Origin of the sequence: Sphingomonas sp. 8AM, assembly GCF_902506455.1 — a bacterium.
Taxonomy (GTDB): Bacteria; Pseudomonadota; Alphaproteobacteria; order Sphingomonadales; family Sphingomonadaceae; genus Sphingomonas.
The window spans coordinates 492,192-507,630 of the sequence record NZ_LR733844.1; the positions used below are offsets into that span (position 1 = coordinate 492,192).

Here is a 15,439-nt window from a genome sequence, read left to right on the forward strand (position 1 = left end):
CGATCGCAGGGGGGCTGACGTAAGTTACAGCACGAAGCGACTCAAGTCGGAGTTGCGCGCCACGCTGGACAGCTGCGCCTCGACATAGGCGGCGTCGACGGTCACCGCCGCGCCCTGCCGATCCTCGGCATTGAAGCTGACCTCCTCGAGCAGTTTCTCCATGACGGTCTGCAACCGACGCGCGCCGATATTCTCGATCTCGCCGTTCACCTCTGCCGCGATTTTCGCGATCGCGCGGATGCCGTCGTCGGTAAAGTCGACCGCAACGCCCTCGGTAGCGATCAGCGCCTGGTATTGCGCGGGCAGCGATGCCTTGGTGTCCGACAGGATCGCGACGAAATCGTCCTCGGTCAGCCCCTTGAGTTCGACGCGGATCGGCAGGCGCCCCTGAAGCTCGGGCAGCAGGTCGCTGGGCTTGGCGACGTGGAACGCGCCCGAGGCGATGAACAGGATATGGTCGGTCTTCATCGGGCCGTATTTGGTCGAGACGGTCGTGCCCTCGATCAGCGGCAACAGATCGCGCTGGACGCCCTCACGGCTGACCGAGCCGCCACGCACGTCGCTCACCGCGATCTTGTCGATCTCGTCGAGGAAGACGATGCCATTCTCCTCGGCGTCCTGCAGCGCGATGCGGCTGACCTCGTCCTGGTCGAGCCGCTTGTCGGCCTCTTCCTCGACCAGTTTCTCCCACGCCGCCGGGACGAGCAATTTGCGGCGCTGCTTCGGCCCGCCGCCGAACGCCTTGCCCATCATCTCCGACAGATTGATCATGCCCATCGAGCCCTGCCCGCCCGGCAGCTCGAACGGCATCTGCGGGGTCTGCTGCAGCTCCAGCTCGACTTCCTTGTCGGCGAGATGGCCCTCGGCGAAGCGCTGGCGGAAGCTGTCGCGGGTCGCCTGGCTGGCGTCCTTGCCGACCAGCGCGTCGAGCAGCCGGTCCATCGCCGCGGCCTCGGCCTTGTCCTTCACCGCGACGCGGCGACGTTCCTTCTCGAGTCGCACGGCCTCCTCAACCAGATCGCGCGCAATCTGTTCGACGTCGCGCCCGACATAGCCGACCTCGGTGAACTTGGTCGCCTCGACCTTCACGAACGGCGCGTCGGCCAGCTTGGCAAGCCGGCGGCTGATCTCGGTCTTTCCGCAGCCGGTCGGTCCGATCATCAGGATGTTCTTGGGCGTCACCTCGTCGCGCAGATCGGGCGCGAGCTGCTGGCGGCGCCAGCGGTTGCGGAGCGCGACCGCGACCGCGCGCTTGGCGTCCTGCTGCCCGATGATGTGCGCGTCGAGCGCGGCGACGATCGCCTTGGGGGTGAGATTATCGTTCATGGTTTTTCAAAGCCCTGATCGGCGAATGTTGCGAATGTTGAGACGGTGGCGGGGTGCGCCGTCGCTCCTGCGGAGGCAGGAGCCTATGGCTGTGGCGTCGGTCGGGAGGTCTGACACAGGGGCGTCATTCCCGTGTCAGCCGCTTCGCGAGACGTGACAGACATGGGCCCCTGCCTGCGCAGGGGCGAGGGGTGGCCGTCACGTCGTGCTGTCCAGCGTCTCGATCGTGACGCGATCGTTGGTGTAGACGCAGACCTCGGCGGCGATCTTCATCGCCTTGCGGCACAGCACCTCGGCGTCGTTTTCATATTCGACCAGCGCGCGGGCGGCGGCGAGCGCGAAATTGCCGCCGGAGCCGATCGCGGCGACCCCCGCTTCGGGCTCGAGCACGTCGCCGTTGCCGGTGAGGATCAGCGTCACCTCCTTGTCGGCGACGATCATCATCGCCTCGAGGTTGCGGAGGTATTTGTCGGTGCGCCAGTCCTTTGCCAGTTCGACCGCGGCGCGCATCAGATTGTAGCCGTGGCGCTCCAGCTTGGCCTCCAGCCGTTCGAACAGCGTGAAGGCGTCGGCGGTCGCGCCCGCAAAGCCGGCGATGACCTTGCCCCCCTCCGTTCCCTTGGCGCCCAGCGTGCGGACCTTGCGCGCGTTGGGCTTCATCACGGTCTGGCCCATCGAGACCTGACCGTCGCCGATGACGACGACCTTGCCGCCGCGCCGTACCGAAAGAATGGTGGTGCCATGCCAGACCGGCATGGAGTGTGGATCGTTCCCGTTCATAGGCCCCGGATTTGGGGCGCGAAGGTGTCCCAGGCAAGGGCAACGAAAGTTTGCACGCCGGCGATGGTATCGCCACGCGCAAGCGACCATATGGCGCGCGGAGAGTGAGTGCGTCGATGATAACCGATAAGGACCGTTTGTACTTCCAGACGCGCGCCGAGGCCGAACTCCGGCTGGCGGCGGAGGCGGAAGATCCCGTCGTGTGCCGGGCGCATTATGCGATGGCCACCGAATATCTGGAGCAGGCGCACGGCGCGAACATGCGCCTGCCGCCCGATCCTCAGCGACTGGCGCGATCTGGGTAAGGAAAGCGGCACCACTTCAGTCCGTCACCCCGGGCTCGACCCGGGGTCCCGCTTTTTGCCACGGCTGAAGGAGAAAAGCGGGATCCCGGATCAAGTCCGGGATGACGGGAGAAGTTGGCAATGGGTGGCGACCAGCGTCTATTTCGCCTTCGCCTTCCCCCATTCGCGCGCGACGGTGTAGCCGAGATAGCCGGTCGCGAAGAGCGTGTAGAGCGGTTCGGGCAGGCCGGAGAGATAGGCATTCATCGCCTGCGCAATCGCCGCCGCCGCCTGGGGGCGGACCGCGGCGATCAGTCCCATCGGGATGCTCCACAGCAGCAGTGCGTACATGACGTAGAGGAAGCCCGGTCGCGCGCGGCTGGTCCACGGATCGGTGGCCTGCGCCTCGGCGAGGATCGCCGCCATTTGCGTCTTGACGCGCTCCAGCTCCTGCGTGCCCTCCATCCGCAGCAGCTCGCGCTGCGCCGCCTCGCGGGCGCGGGGGTCGGGGATGAGCTTGTCGAGCAACCCGGCAACGGGCGCGATGATCGTGTCGACGACCGCCATCCTCAATGCTCCCCGCCGCCAACGCGGTTGGCGAGCCAGCCGTACAGGAACGCCTCGTTGGCGGGACGATGCTCGGCGAGCGACAGATAGCGTTCGCCCTGCAACGCCTCGACCGCGCGGATCAGCACCGTCTCGGCGGTCGGGCCGCGCGTGGCGAGGAAGCTGGTGAGCGCGTCGAGCGTCTGCGCGCCGATCCGGCCATCGCAGGCGAGGTCGGGATAGTCGCGCCCGCCCCGATTGAGCGCAGTCAGCGCGCGTTGCAGGAAGGTGGCGGCGACCGCCGGTCCCATGTTGACCGCGGTGTCGAACAATTCGGCGGCGAGCCGCGGGGCGTGGGTCGCGACCCGGTCGAGGCCGGGGGCGAGCCAATAGAGCCGCCGGTAGATCGCAGCCGCCGCCGGGCGCGCGAAATGGCGCATGTCGCCGCTGTAGCCGTTGGCGCGCGCGACCGCCTCGGTGATGCCGAAGCGCGTCGCGCCACCGCGGTCGGAAGGGTTGTTCACGAACCCGCCCTCGCGGTCGATCACCGCGTCGATGAGGTCGTCGATCATGATGGACGTTCTCCTTGGTTGAGCGGAGAACATATCAGGTACGATGCTGTGTAGGACAGGTGGCCTCGCCGTCATTCCCGCGAAGGCGGGAACCCAGAACCTCCGACGCCCGCGCTTCTATCGACGGACCCGCGCGTCTGGCTTCCCGCCGTCGCGGGAATGACGATAAGGGAGGTTACCGCCGCCGCACGATCTCGCAGCCGACGCGCGCGTCGGGGTAGACGTCGGGCTTCATCGAGCGGACGCGTACCTCGCGGACGCGCGGGTCGGCGAGGCAGAAGGCGGCGATGCGCTCCACGAGCGTTTCCTGCAACGCAAAGCCGTCGCCGGCCGCGAGCGCGTGGATGCCGTCGCGGATCGTGTCGTAGTCGAGCACCTCGGCGATCGTGTCCGCGCCGGGCGTCCGCGGATAGTCGACGGTCAGCCGCACCGACACCAGCACGCGCTGCGGCGCGGCCTCGTGCGGGTGGATGCCGAGCCGCATCTGCACCGCGAGATCGTCGAGAATGATCGCATAGTCAGCCATGATCGGTCCCGAACATCACATCGCGCCCGCTCTTTACGAAGCGCTGGCCGCAATCCACGAAGATGGTCTGCCCGGTGACGCTGGACGCCGCGAGCAGCCACACCACCGCGTCGGCAATCGCCTCCGCGCCGACCGGGCGCTGTAGCAGGTTGGCGCGCGCGACCGCGTCGAACTCGGCGTCGGTCTGGTCGCCGCTCGGCAGCGTCAGCCCGGGGGACACCGCGTTGACGCGGACGCGCGGGGCGAATGCCTGCGCCATCAGCACCGTCGCCTGTGCCAGCGCGGCCTTGGTCAGCGTGTAACTGTAGAAGTCGGGGTTGGGATTGGCGAGCTTCTGGTCGAGCAGGTTGACCACCGCGCCCGCGCGCCCCTGCCCCGCCAGCGCGGCGACGAGCAGCGAGGGCGCGACGACGTTCACCGCATGGAGCCGCGCGGCGAGCGTCGCGTCGGGCCTGGCAGGCGCGTCATATTCGAAAAGCGAGGCGCTGTTGACCAGCCCGTCGATCGGGCCGCCCGCGCAGGCGCGGGCGAAAAGCGCGGGGACATCGCCGAGATCGGCCAGATCGCCCTGCACCGTCGCTCCACCGAGTTCGGTGGCGAGCGCCTCGGCCGCGCGCTGTGACGCGCCATAGTGGATCACCGGCTCATGCCCCGCCGCGGCGACCGCACGCGCGATCGCCGCGCCGAGCCGCTTCGCGCCGCCGGTCACCAGCACCCGCATCGCGGTCAGCCGAGACCCATCAGCGACAGCACTTCCTTGCGGCTGCGGTCGTCGTCGCGGAACACGCCCATCATGCGGCTCGTCACCATGTTGACGCCGGAGGTGCGGACGCCGCGCGCAGTCATACAGGCGTGGCTCGCCTCGATTACCACCGCGACGCCCAGCGGCTTGAGTCGGTTCCAGATGCAGTCGGCGACCTCGGCGGTGAGCCGCTCCTGTACCTGCAACCGCCGCGCATAGCCGTGGAGCACGCGCGCCAGCTTCGAAATGCCGACGACATGGTTGCGCGGGAGGTAGGCGATATGCGCCTTGCCGATGATCGGCGCCATGTGATGCTCGCAATGCGACTGGAACGGAATGTCCTTCAGCAGCACGATCTCGTCATAGCCGCCGACCTCCTCGAACACGCGCGCCAGATGGACGCCCGGGTCCTCGCCATAGCCCGCGCAATATTCCTTCCACGCGCGCGCGACGCGCTTCGGCGTGTCGACCAACCCCTCGCGCGTCGGATCGTCGCCGGCCCAGCGCAGCAAGGTGCGCACCGCGTCCGCCACATGTTCGGGCACCGCGATCTTGCCGTCCGCCGCCACCAGATCGCCGTCGTCGGGCGTCGCCTGACCCTTGTCGTTCATCATGTCCTCGTTCGTATCGATGCCGGCTGTAGCACGAATTGATCCAGCGCAACCCTGTGCGTTCCCCGCGTGTTGCACCTTCCACAACGAAGGAGACGGACGATGGCGGACAATCTGAAGAAGGGCGATGACGTGACCTGGAACTCGCACGGCGGCACCGCGCACGGCACGGTCGAGAAGAAGCTGACCTCCGAAACCGCGATCAAGGGCCACAAGGTCAAGGCGTCGAAGGACGATCCGCAATATCTCGTCGAAAGTGACAACGGCGGAAAGGCGGCGCACAAGCCCGCTGCGCTGAAAAAGGCGTGATCGTATCAAGTCGAACAACCTGCAGAACCGGCGGCGCGCTTTATTGCCACTGTGCTCACTAAGATTACCGACAAGCGTGTGCTCTGGCGCGAATTATTGATCCGTCATTGCGGGCGGAGCGACGCAATCCAGTGCCGGACCAAGACGCCCTGGATTGCTTCGCTACGCTCACAACGACGGGGCCGGCCCCGCCCCGCGCTCAAACCGCCACCGGCATCGCCGCGCGTGCCTCATCGCCGAACACGCGGAGGTAGCGGGTGATCTCGTCCGGGGTGCCGGTCGCCTTGGCGGGATTGTCCGACAGTTTGACCGCCGGGCGACCGTCCGCGCTCATCACCTTGCAGACCAGCGAGATCGGCTCCAGCCCGGTCGCGCCGTCGGGGTCGCAACCGCGGAAGTCGTTGGTGAGGTTCGTGCCCCAGCCGAAGCTCATCCGCACCCGACCGTGGAAATGACGATACGCCGCCTCGATTGATGCGGTGTCCATGCCGTCGGAGAAGATCAGCAGTTTCTCGCGCGGGTCGCGGCCATGCGCCTGCCACCAGGCGATGATCCGCTCGCCGGCTTCGATCGGCGGCGCGCTGTCGGGGCGGAAGCCGGTCCAGTCCGCCACCCAGTCGGGCGCGTCGCGCAGGAAGGCGGCGGTGCCGAACGCATCGGGCAGCGCGATCAGCAGATTGCCGCCATAGGCCTGCCGCCAGTCGTCGAGCACGCGATACGGCGCCTGCGCAAGCGCGGCATCGTCGGGCGCGAGCGCGGCGGCGACCATCGGCAGCTCGTGCGCGTTGGTGCCGATCGCCTCCAGATCGTGATCCATCGCAAGCAGCACGTTCGACGTGCCGATGAAGCGCTTGCCCAGCCCTTCCTTGAGCGCCTCGACGCACCAGCGCTGCCACAGGAAGCCGTGGCGGCGGCGCGTGCCGAAATCGGACAGCGCGAGGTCGGGCAGTTGCTGCAACCGCTCGACCTTCTCCCACAATTTCGCCTTGGCGCGCGCGTAGAGGACGTCAAGCGTGAAGCGCCCCTTGCCGCGCAACGCCGCGCGCGCCCTCAGCTCGTTGACGATCGCGAGCGCGGGGATCTCCCACATCGTCGTGCACATCCACGGGCCCTCGAAGTGCAGCTCGAACTGGCCATCGACGGTGCGCAACTCATATTCGGGCAAACGGAAGTCGGCGAGCCACGCGAGGAAATCGGCCGCGAACATCCGCGCCTCGCCGTAAAAGCTGTTGCCGGCCAGCCAGATCAGCTCTTTCTTGGTGAAGCGCAGGCCGCGCGCATGATCGAGCTGGGCGCGCAATTCGCTCTCGTCGATCACCTCGGCCAGCCGGACGCTGTGCGTGCGGTTGATGAGCGCGAAGGTCGCGTGCGTGTCGCGATGCCGCCGCCAGATCAGTTGCAGCATCAGCAGCTTGTAGAAATCGGTGTCGAGCAGGCTGCGCACGATCGGATCGAGCCGCCAGCCATGATCCCAGGTGCGCGTCGCGATATCGGTATAGACCACGCTCACGCCTCCCACGGCGTGATGTCGGGCTCGGCACCGATCAGCGCGAGGCCGTGCGCGATTGAGGTCAGTTCTCCGCCGGTCGCGATCCGCTCCGCACCAAAGCGACGGTCGAAGATCGCGCGGATCGCCGGAATCAGCGACGAGCCGCCCGTCAGGAACACGCGGTCGATCGCCCCCGCCTCGACTCCGCCGCGCGCCAGTGCGGCGTCGAGCGCCGCCTCGATGCGGGCGAGATCGTCGGCAATCCAGCGCTCGAAATCGGCGCGCGTCACGTCGGCGGCGATGCGGATCCCGCCGCCCTCGAAGGCGAACTCGGCATGGTCGGCGCTCGACAGCGCGCGCTTGAGCCGGCCGACCGCGTCGTAGAGCGGGAAGCCCTGCTCCTCCTCGACCAACGCGATCATCCGCCCGATCGCATCGGGATCAAGCGCGTCGCGCTGCAGCTTGCGCAATTCCTCGAGCGTGCGGCGGTTGCGCATCATCGCCAGCCGCGACCAGTCCGCGACATCGTTGAAGAAGCCGCCCGGAATGTCGAGCACCTTGCCGAACGAGCGATATTGCCCGCCCTTCCCCAGCAGCGGCAGCACCAGTTGCGACACGATCCGCTGGTCGAAGCGGTCGCCGGCGATCCCGACGCCGGTCGAGGCGAGCGGGACGCAGCGGCGTTCGGCACCGGGTGCGGCGACGCGCACCAGCGAGAAGTCGGTCGTCCCGCCGCCGAAATCCGCGACCAGGATCGTCGCCGGCTCGGTCAGCCGCGCCGCGAAGCTGTGTGCCGCGCCGAGCGGTTCGTAGACGTAATGGACCTCGGCGCCGAATTCACGGAGCATCAGGTCGTAGCGTTGCCGCGCCAGCGCTTCGTCGGGGCGCGCGCCGGCATATTCGACCGGCCGCCCGACGATCACGCGCGCGGGGCGGTCATCGAGCTGCCCGCCGGCGTGGCGCACCAGCTTCTGGAGCAGGAGCCGACCGAGATCCTCGAAGCGCATCTGGCGGTTGAAGATCGTCGTCCGCTCGAACAGCGGGCTGGCCGCGACGGTCTTGAAAGACTGGACGAAGCGGCTGTCGAGCGGTGCCTCGAGATATTCGGCGATCGCCCACGGCCCCGCCTCATTGGCGACGCCGTTCCAGCCCTGCTCGTCCTCCCAGAAGCACAAGGCCGAGCGGAACACCGCACCGGTCGCTTCCTTGCCGGTGAACTCGACCAGCCGCGCGTCGCCGTCCTCGGCAAGCGCGACGACGGTGTTGGTGGTGCCGAAATCGAGGCCAAGCGCACGCGCCACGTTTTGCTCCGTCGCAGGTGTGGTGCCCCCGGCGAGATTCGAACTCACGGCCTGCGGTTTAGGAAACCGTCGCTCTATCCTGCTGAGCTACGGGGGCACGGGCGGTTTTCCTAGGTTTCCGCGCGCGCCCGGTCAACGGCGAAGCGGGTCAGGCGAACAGCGCCGCGTATCGTTCCGGCTTGAAGCCGACCTCGACGCGGTCGCCGTCGACCAGCACCGGGCGCTTGATCGTGGATGGATGCGCGATCATCAGCGCGCGCGCTTTCGCGGCATCGATGTTGGCCTTGTCGGCGTCGGGCAGCTTGCGAAAGGTGGTGCCGGCGCGGTTGAGCAGCGGCGCCCAGCCGAGCTGCGCGATCCATGCGCCGAGCGCTGCTTCGTCGACACCGGCTTTTTTATAGTCGTGGAAGGTGTGGGCGACGTCATGCTCGGTCAGCCACGTCCGCGCCTTCTTGACGGTGTCGCAATTGGGGATGCCGTAGAGAGTGGCGGTCATCGGGGTTCCTGTGTGTTCGGCTGGAGCGTGTAGCGGGTTATAGCCCGGAGACGAACCAGATGACGAACCCCGCCACGCCCGCCAATGCGAGCGCGAGCACGATACGGATGATCGCGCTATCCCGCGGCGCCACATCCTGTGGCCATGGCGCCGTAAGCGCCGTGAGCGGCGCGACGAAGGCCGCGGTTGCTCCCGCCACGCGGAGCCAGTCGAGTGCCACCCATCGCCGCGCCATGGCGATCGCCTGCGCGTCGGTGATCGTGTCCTTCGGCGAGCCGATGCCATGATAATAGAGCGCGGCATTCATCGGCCAGAACGCCGCGACCGTCAGGATCAGCAAGAGCAGGATGCCGACCGACGGCAGGCAAAGCAGCCAGCGATAGCGCCACGGCGTCCGCCATCCCGCGATCAACGCGCCGAAGCCGGCGACGAGCACCCCCGCCGAGAAGGGGATGAAGAAGACGCCGGTGTCGACCGGCCACGCCTTGCCATAGGGCATCATCGCGAGCGACTCGGGCGGGTCAGCGCTCCACGCGCCGGCGAGCACCAGCAGGTCGAACAATTTGGCACCGAGCAATGGGCCGCCCAGCAGCACCGCAAGCCAGAGAAACGCGCGAGCAAGAGTCTTCCTGCTGGTCATGCTGCCCCCACCCGACTTCCTTGACGATCATCCCGGCGAAACGTGTCGTCGGCAATCCGTCGCGACCGGTTTTCGGAACCGGCATGACTGCACGACCTGCAGGTTCCGCTGGTCCGGTCACCCGCTTCCTACCGTCGCTGTGGCGTTACCAATTGCCTTACCATGCGAATCTCGGTCGCGAACCCGGGCTGTTTCGGCGAGCTGCGGATCAGGTAGATCGCCTCGGCCGCGCCGCCCGGTCCCTGCTTCTGGACGCCGCCCACCTGCGAGCGGATGCCGCCGGTCTCGAAGGTCTGCGGCGGCAAAGTGACGAAGCCGCCGCCGCTACGCGCCTGCGCCGCGGTGAGCAGCTGCTGCCATTTGCCCTCGTCGATCGCGCCGTCGGTGTTGGTGATGCGGACCGTGCAGGAATGGATCGGCGGCGCCTCGATCGTGACGACGATCCGGCTGGTGCCCGCCGGCATGACCCACCCGCGACCGGGATCGTCCTTCAGATAGGTGCGGAGTTCCTCGGGCGTCAGCGGGCGCGCGCCGGAAATACTGGCCATGCCGGCGGCGACCCGCGCGTCATCCGGAAAAATGCGACCGCAGATCATGTCGAACATCCGCATCTGCCCCTCCCCGCGGAAGGTCGGCGCGCCGGATGGCTGCGGTAGCGGCGCGGCTTGCAGCGCGAGAGACAGAAGGGCGGCGATCATCGGTGATTCCATCGTGGTCGCGGTGGTTGTGGCACGGTTGGACAGCGGCGACCACTCGAACGTCATTGCGAGCGTAGCGAAGCAATTCAGGGCCGGACCAGGACGCCCTGGATTGCTTCGCTACGCTCGCAATGACAATGGGATGTATCGCGCCGCATAAAGTGGCCGCGACGTCAGCGCTCGCGGCCTATCGGCATCTGGCGATGCCGAATGATGTGGCCGCGATCCCGCCCCGCGGGATCAGCGCTCGCGGCCCAGCGGCATCTGGCGATGCCGAATGATGGGGCCGCGATCCCGCCCCGCGACATCAGCGCTCGCGGCCCAGCGGCATCTGGCGATGCCGAATGATGTGGCCGCGATCCCGCCCCGCGGGATCGCGAGTCCACATCATTCCCATTCAATCGTGCCGGGCGGCTTGGAGGTATAATCGTAGGTGACGCGGTTGATGCCCTTCACCTCGTTGATGATCCGCGTCGCGACACGTGGCAGGAAGTCGCCGGGGAACTGGAATGCCTCGGCGGTCATGCCGTCGACCGAGGTCACCGCGCGCAGCGCCAGCACGCTGTCATAGGTGCGGCCGTCGCCCATCACCCCGACCGAGCGCACCGGCAGCAGCACCGCAAAGGCCTGCCAGATCGTGTCGTAGAGCCCGGCGTTGCGGATTTCCTCGAGATAGATCGTGTCGGCCTTGCGCAGGATGTCGCAGCGCTCGCGCGTCACCTCGCCGGGGATGCGGATGGCCAGACCGGGGCCCGGGAACGGATGGCGGCTGACGAACACCTCGGGCAGCCCCAGTTCGCGGCCGAGCGCGCGGACCTCGTCCTTGAACAATTCGCGCAGCGGCTCGACGAGCTTCATGTTCATGCGCTCGGGCAGGCCGCCGACATTGTGGTGGCTCTTGATCGTCACCGACGGGCCGCCGGTAAAGCTGACGCTCTCGATCACGTCCGGGTAAAGCGTGCCCTGCGCGAGGAAGTCCGCGCCGCCGATCTTCTTGGCCTCGGCCTCGAACACGTCGATGAAGGTCTTGCCGATGAACTTGCGCTTCGCCTCCGGGTCGGTGACGCCCGCCAGCCCGTCCATGAACAGGTCCTGCGCCTGCACGTGCACCAGCGGGATGTTATAGGCGCCGCGGAACAGGCCGACGACCTGCTCGGCCTCGCCTTCGCGCAGGATGCCGCCATCGACGAACACGCAGGTGAGTTGCTCGCCGATCGCCTCGTGGATCAGCACCGCCGCGACCGCCGAGTCGACGCCGCCCGACAGGCCGCAGATCACGCGCCGGTCGCCGACCTGCGCGCGAATTTCGGCGATCTTGACGCTGCGGAACTCGGCCATCGTCCAGTCGCCCGCCAGCCCACAAACGTGGCGCGCGAAATTGGCGATCAGCTTCGCGCCGTCGGGCGTGTGGACGACCTCGGGATGGAACTGCATCCCGTAATAGCGCCGCTGTTCGTCCGCGGTGATCGCGAACGGCGCGCCCGGCGACGAGGCGACGGGGGCGAAGCCGGGGGCGAGCGCCGCGACATGGTCGCCGTGGCTCATCCACACCTGATGCTTTTCGCCCGCCTGCCACAGCCCGTCGAACAGCGCGCAAGTCTGGTCGACCTCCACGAACGCCAGCCCGAACTCGCCCGACATGCCCTTTTCGACACGCCCGCCGAGCTGGGTGTTCATCACCTGCTGCCCGTAGCAGATGCCGAGCACGGGCACGCCGGCGTCGAAGATTTCCCGCGGGGCGCGCGGGCTGTTGTCGTCGACCACCGACGCCGGGCCACCCGACAGGATCACGCCCTTCGGCTTCAGCCGCGCGAACGCCTCAGCCGCGGACTGGAAGGGCGCGACCTCGCTATAGACCCCCGCCTCGCGCACGCGACGCGCGATCAGCTGGGTCACCTGGCTGCCGAAATCGACGATGAGGATGTTGTCGGGATGCTCCATGGCGGGCCTGTAGCGGGATGGCGCGCGGGGGGAAAGAGGGAGCGGCAGGTCGTCAGCCTCACTCTCTCCGTTCGTGCTGAGGAGGCATTGAGCTTGTCGAAATGCCGTATCGAAGCACGTCGTCGCGCGTGCCCTTCGAGACGGAGCTTCGCCGTTGCTCAGCCCCTCCTCAGGGCGAACGGCTGTGGAGTCAGCTCCGCACGCCCTTCGGCACCGTCTCGCCTTCACGCAGCGTCAGCACCTCGACGCCGGTCGGGGTCACCGCCACCGTATGCTCGAATTGCGCCGAGAGCTTGCCGTCGCCGGTGACCACCGTCCAGCCGTCGTCGCGCGTCGCGACCTTGCGCGTGCCCTGATTGACCATCGGCTCGATGGTGAACGTCATTCCTTCCTGCAGCAGCGGACCGCTGCCGGGGCGGCCGTAGTTGAGCACCTCCGGCGCCTCGTGCATCTCGCGACCGATGCCGTGGCCGCAGAAATCGCGGACCACCGAATAGCCGTGCTGCTTGGCATGGCGGTCGATCGCCGCGCCGACATCGCCAAGCCGCGCCCCGGCGCGGACCTGCGCGATCCCCTTCCACATCGCCTCCTGCGCTACGCGGACCAGCCGGCGCGCCGATGGGACCACCTCGCCGACGAGATAGGTCTTGCTCGAATCGGCGATGAAGCCATTCTTCTCCAGCATGATGTCGAGATTGACGATGTCGCCATCGCGGATCACGTCCGCGCCGTTCGGTACGCCGTGACAGACGACCTGATTGATCGAGCTGTTGAGGACGAACGCGAAATCATACTGCCCCTTGCTGGCGGGGCGCGCGTGCAGCTCGTCAACGATGTAGCGCTCGACCCGATCGTTGATCGCCAGCGTCGATTGTCCGGCAAGCGTCTCGCGGTCGAGCATCGTGAACACCTGCGCGAGCAGCCGGCCCGCCTCGCGCATCAGCGCCACCTCGTCGGGGGTCTTGAGGATCGCGGTCATGCAGCGTCCGCTATCGGCGCGGCAGCGCGCTCGCGGGCGACGATCTCGTTGAACGACAAGGTCGGGTTCGCCTCCGCAAGCATCCCGATCTTCATCCAGAACTCCGCCTGCGCGTTGATCGAGCGGCACATTACCGCGCTGGCGCGACGCGCCTCCTCGTGGAGCTGGTCGTCGATCTTCACAATGCCCACACACGTTCTCCACCGAATTATCAACATACGAAACGTATATGGTGTGAATGGTCGCTCGTCATGTTATCCGTCATTCCCGCGCAGGCGGGGGTCCAGAGCCCACGTGGCTTCGGAACGGTGGCAGTGCCAGCGCGTCTGGCTTCCCGCCTTCGCGGGAATGACGATGTGGAACGGCTGTCGGGCCATGATGCACCGGCACGAAAAAGGCCGCTCCGTTGCCGGAGCGGCCTGTTCGTTTCAGCGCGGTCGCCCGATCAGGCGGCGGCGTCGAAATCCTCGTCGTCGTTCATGACCGGGCCCGAGTCCTGACCCTTGGCCGAAACGTCACGATCGACGAATTCGATGATCGCCATCGGCGAGGCGTCCGACGCGCGGATGCCGGCCTTGATGATGCGGGTGTAACCGCCGTTGCGATCGGCGTAGCGCTTGGCGAGCACGTCGAACAGCTTGACGAGCTGCGCGTCGTCCAGCAGCCGCGCGTGCGCCAGACGGCGGTTCGACAGGCCACCCTTCTTGCCGAGCGTCACCAGCTTCTCGATGTACGGACGCAGTTCCTTCGCCTTGGCGACGGTGGTGGTGATCTGCTCATGCTTGATGAGCGCGGCCGACATGTTGCGGAACAGCGCGATGCGATGTGCCGAGGTACGCTGCAGCTTACGACCGCCTACACGATGGCGCATGATAGTCTTCCTTCTCGTTCGTCAGAGGGCCGTTCGACGGAACCCCGGGACAGGTGAGGACGGTGGCTCACCCGGATGTACCGTCGCCCCTGCGGAGGCAGGGGCCCATGTCTGGTCCGGCGTTCGGGACGCCGGTCTTAGTCGCAGGAGGTGGCCGGGTGGCGACGCGGCGGAGCCGCGTCGTCGGTCGGGAGCCGTTTGGCTCCCGCCGGCCGAGGTAATCGCCGCGGCGTGGATTAGCTCGCGCTAATCCACTGCGATCACCCCATGATTTCCTGCTCGAGCTTCTTGGCAACTTCCTCGATGTTCTCGGGCGGCCAGCCGGGGATTTCCATCCCGAGCCGCAGCCCCATCGACGACAGCACTTCCTTGATCTCGTTGAGCGACTTGCGGCCGAAGTTCGGCGTACGCAGCATCTCGGCCTCGGTCTTGCCGACCAGATCGCCGATATAGATGATGTTGTCGTTCTTGAGGCAGTTCGCCGAACGGACCGACAGTTCCAGCTCGTCGACCTTCTTGAGCAGGTAACGGTTGATCTGCGCGGTGTCGCTGGGGGCTTCGCCACCCGTCGTCGCCGGAGCCGCGACGCCGATCGGCGCCGAGCGGGTGACCGACGAATCGTCGAAGTGGACGAACAGCGCGAGCTGGTCCTGAAGGATGCGACCGGCATAGCCGACCGCGTCTTCCGGGGTCACGGTGCCGTCGGTCTCGATCGTCAGCGTCAGCTTGTCGTAATCGAGGTCCTGCCCGACGCGGGTCGGGTCGACCTTGTACGATACCTGACGTACCGGCGAGTAGAGCGCATCGACCGGGATCAACCCGATCGGCGCATCCGCCGGACGGTTGTTGACCGCCGCGACATAGCCCTTACCGACGTCGGCGGTCAGTTCCATGTTGAACGTCGCGCCCTCGTCGAGGTGGCAGATGACCAGCTCGGGGTTCATCACCTCGATGTCGCCCGACACCGCGATGTCGCCCGCCTTCACCTCGGCCGGGCCGGTCGCGGAAAGCTGGAGCCGCTTCGGGCCTTCGCCCTGCATCCGGATCGCGATCTGCTTCACGTTCAGGACGATGTCGGTCACGTCCTCCCGGACGCCCGCCAGCGAGCTGAATTCGTGGAGCACGTTCTCGATCTTGATCGACGTCACCGCCGCGCCCTGCAGCGACGACAGCAATACGCGGCGCAGCGCGTTGCCGAGCGTCAGGCCGAAGCCCCGCTCCAGCGGTTCGGCGACGAAGGTCGCCTTGCGCTTGCCGTCACCGCTCTTCTTTTCGAGCTGGTTGGGCTTCTTCAGTTCTTGCCAGTTCTTTGCGTTGACAGACAAGCT

General features: G+C 67.2%; 19 protein-coding genes and 1 tRNA gene. 2 read left to right on the forward strand and 18 right to left on the reverse strand.

Annotation, left to right across the window (positions count from 1 at the left end; all coding sequences use genetic code 11):
- Nucleotides 1–24 precede the first annotated feature (24 nt).
- Nucleotides 25–1,326: an ATP-dependent protease ATPase subunit HslU gene (gene hslU / locus BACI71_RS02415; RefSeq protein ID WP_159754585.1), complete on the reverse strand. Its 1,302-nt coding sequence runs from the start codon at nt 1,324–1,326 to the stop codon at nt 25–27.
- 198 nt (nt 1,327–1,524) lie between these two features.
- Nucleotides 1,525–2,082: an ATP-dependent protease subunit HslV gene (gene hslV / locus BACI71_RS02420; protein WP_159754587.1), complete on the reverse strand. Its 558-nt coding sequence runs from the start codon at nt 2,080–2,082 to the stop codon at nt 1,525–1,527.
- Between the two features lie 140 nt (nt 2,083–2,222).
- Here hslV and BACI71_RS02425 point away from each other — a divergent pair, with 140 nt between their 5' ends.
- Nucleotides 2,223–2,411, forward strand: a complete 189-nt coding sequence (locus BACI71_RS02425; RefSeq protein ID WP_159754590.1) for a hypothetical protein — start codon at nt 2,223–2,225, stop codon at nt 2,409–2,411.
- A 138-nt stretch (nt 2,412–2,549) separates the two neighbouring features.
- On the opposite strand, the gene BACI71_RS02430 is transcribed toward BACI71_RS02425, so the two are convergent.
- The 5 genes from BACI71_RS02430 to folE form a co-directional block, all read right to left on the reverse strand.
- On the reverse strand, nt 2,550–2,957 hold the full coding sequence (locus tag BACI71_RS02430; protein ID WP_159754592.1) for a 3TM-type holin: 408 nt from the start codon (nt 2,955–2,957) through the stop codon (nt 2,550–2,552).
- Between the two features lie 2 nt (nt 2,958–2,959).
- On the reverse strand, nt 2,960–3,511 hold the full coding sequence (locus tag BACI71_RS02435; RefSeq protein ID WP_159760774.1) for a glycoside hydrolase family 108 protein: 552 nt from the start codon (nt 3,509–3,511) through the stop codon (nt 2,960–2,962).
- Nucleotides 3,512–3,683: 172 nt separating this feature from the next.
- Nucleotides 3,684–4,034 (reverse strand): dihydroneopterin aldolase, encoded by a 351-nt coding sequence (locus BACI71_RS02440; RefSeq protein WP_159754595.1) that lies wholly within the window; start codon nt 4,032–4,034, stop codon nt 3,684–3,686.
- Entirely contained in the window at nt 4,027–4,755 is a 729-nt protein-coding gene (locus BACI71_RS02445) for an SDR family oxidoreductase (RefSeq protein ID WP_159754598.1), read from the reverse strand. The genes BACI71_RS02440 and BACI71_RS02445 overlap by 8 nt, the downstream gene beginning before the upstream one ends.
- 5 nt (nt 4,756–4,760) lie before the next feature.
- Nucleotides 4,761–5,387 (reverse strand): GTP cyclohydrolase I FolE, encoded by a 627-nt coding sequence (folE, locus tag BACI71_RS02450; protein WP_159754601.1) that lies wholly within the window; start codon nt 5,385–5,387, stop codon nt 4,761–4,763.
- A gap of 102 nt (nt 5,388–5,489) precedes the next feature.
- Here folE and BACI71_RS02455 point away from each other — a divergent pair, with 102 nt between their 5' ends.
- Nucleotides 5,490–5,696: a DUF2945 domain-containing protein gene (locus BACI71_RS02455; protein WP_159754604.1), complete on the forward strand. Its 207-nt coding sequence runs from the start codon at nt 5,490–5,492 to the stop codon at nt 5,694–5,696.
- 199 nt (nt 5,697–5,895) lie between these two features.
- On the opposite strand, the gene pncB is transcribed toward BACI71_RS02455, so the two are convergent.
- From pncB to BACI71_RS02510, 11 genes are all read right to left on the reverse strand, one after another.
- Entirely contained in the window at nt 5,896–7,200 is a 1,305-nt protein-coding gene (pncB, locus tag BACI71_RS02460; RefSeq protein ID WP_159754607.1) for a nicotinate phosphoribosyltransferase, read from the reverse strand.
- Between the two features lie 2 nt (nt 7,201–7,202).
- The gene (locus tag BACI71_RS02465; protein WP_159754610.1) at nt 7,203–8,486 is read right to left on the reverse strand and encodes an Hsp70 family protein; all 1,284 of its coding nucleotides are present in this window, start codon (nt 8,484–8,486) and stop codon (nt 7,203–7,205) included.
- 20 nt (nt 8,487–8,506) lie between these two features.
- Nucleotides 8,507–8,583, reverse strand: a tRNA-Arg gene (locus BACI71_RS02470).
- A gap of 51 nt (nt 8,584–8,634) precedes the next feature.
- Entirely contained in the window at nt 8,635–8,982 is a 348-nt protein-coding gene (locus BACI71_RS02475; RefSeq protein WP_159754613.1) for an ArsC family reductase, read from the reverse strand.
- Between the two features lie 37 nt (nt 8,983–9,019).
- Nucleotides 9,020–9,622 carry an anthrone oxygenase family protein gene (locus BACI71_RS02480; RefSeq protein WP_201297276.1) on the reverse strand — a complete coding sequence of 201 codons (603 nt, stop codon included), beginning with the start codon at nt 9,620–9,622 and terminating at the stop codon, nt 9,020–9,022.
- A 128-nt stretch (nt 9,623–9,750) separates the two neighbouring features.
- Complete coding sequence (locus BACI71_RS02485; protein ID WP_159754616.1) at nt 9,751–10,320, reverse strand: NMCC_0638 family (lipo)protein; 570 nt, start codon at nt 10,318–10,320, stop codon at nt 9,751–9,753.
- A gap of 387 nt (nt 10,321–10,707) precedes the next feature.
- Nucleotides 10,708–12,261, reverse strand: a complete 1,554-nt coding sequence (gene guaA, locus BACI71_RS02490) for a glutamine-hydrolyzing GMP synthase (RefSeq protein WP_159754619.1) — start codon at nt 12,259–12,261, stop codon at nt 10,708–10,710.
- Between the two features lie 190 nt (nt 12,262–12,451).
- Complete coding sequence (gene map, locus BACI71_RS02495) at nt 12,452–13,231, reverse strand: type I methionyl aminopeptidase (RefSeq protein ID WP_159760778.1); 780 nt, start codon at nt 13,229–13,231, stop codon at nt 12,452–12,454.
- 5 nt (nt 13,232–13,236) lie between these two features.
- Complete coding sequence (locus BACI71_RS02500; protein ID WP_159754622.1) at nt 13,237–13,431, reverse strand: ParD-like family protein; 195 nt, start codon at nt 13,429–13,431, stop codon at nt 13,237–13,239.
- 254 nt (nt 13,432–13,685) lie between these two features.
- Nucleotides 13,686–14,111, reverse strand: coding sequence for a 50S ribosomal protein L17 (rplQ, locus tag BACI71_RS02505; protein ID WP_159754625.1), 426 nt, complete (start codon nt 14,109–14,111; stop codon nt 13,686–13,688).
- 260 nt (nt 14,112–14,371) lie between these two features.
- Complete coding sequence (locus BACI71_RS02510; protein WP_159754628.1) at nt 14,372–15,436, reverse strand: DNA-directed RNA polymerase subunit alpha; 1,065 nt, start codon at nt 15,434–15,436, stop codon at nt 14,372–14,374.
- Nucleotides 15,437–15,439 lie beyond the last annotated feature (3 nt).

Excerpts from the sequence above, each read along its gene's own strand:
- BACI71_RS02445 (WP_159754598.1), bottom strand. The coding sequence starts at position 4,755 with ATGCGGGTGCTGGTGACCGGCGGCGCGAAGCGGCTCGGCGCGGCGATC.
- BACI71_RS02485 (WP_159754616.1), bottom strand. The coding sequence starts at position 10,320 with ATGATCGCCGCCCTTCTGTCTCTCGCGCTGCAAGCCGCGCCGCTACCG.
- BACI71_RS02440 (WP_159754595.1), bottom strand. The coding sequence starts at position 4,034 with ATGGCTGACTATGCGATCATTCTCGACGATCTCGCGGTGCAGATGCGG.
- BACI71_RS02430 (WP_159754592.1), bottom strand. The coding sequence starts at position 2,957 with ATGGCGGTCGTCGACACGATCATCGCGCCCGTTGCCGGGTTGCTCGAC.
- BACI71_RS02475 (WP_159754613.1), bottom strand. The coding sequence starts at position 8,982 with ATGACCGCCACTCTCTACGGCATCCCCAATTGCGACACCGTCAAGAAG.
- hslV (WP_159754587.1), bottom strand. The coding sequence starts at position 2,082 with ATGCCGGTCTGGCATGGCACCACCATTCTTTCGGTACGGCGCGGCGGC.
- folE (WP_159754601.1), bottom strand. The coding sequence starts at position 5,387 with ATGAACGACAAGGGTCAGGCGACGCCCGACGACGGCGATCTGGTGGCG.
- BACI71_RS02480 (WP_201297276.1), bottom strand. The coding sequence starts at position 9,622 with ATGACCAGCAGGAAGACTCTTGCTCGCGCGTTTCTCTGGCTTGCGGTG.
- guaA (WP_159754619.1), bottom strand. The coding sequence starts at position 12,261 with ATGGAGCATCCCGACAACATCCTCATCGTCGATTTCGGCAGCCAGGTG.
- BACI71_RS02455 (WP_159754604.1), top strand. The coding sequence starts at position 5,490 with ATGGCGGACAATCTGAAGAAGGGCGATGACGTGACCTGGAACTCGCAC.
- rplQ (WP_159754625.1), bottom strand. The coding sequence starts at position 14,111 with ATGCGCCATCGTGTAGGCGGTCGTAAGCTGCAGCGTACCTCGGCACAT.
- hslU (WP_159754585.1), bottom strand. The coding sequence starts at position 1,326 with ATGAACGATAATCTCACCCCCAAGGCGATCGTCGCCGCGCTCGACGCG.
- BACI71_RS02425 (WP_159754590.1), top strand. The coding sequence starts at position 2,223 with ATGATAACCGATAAGGACCGTTTGTACTTCCAGACGCGCGCCGAGGCC.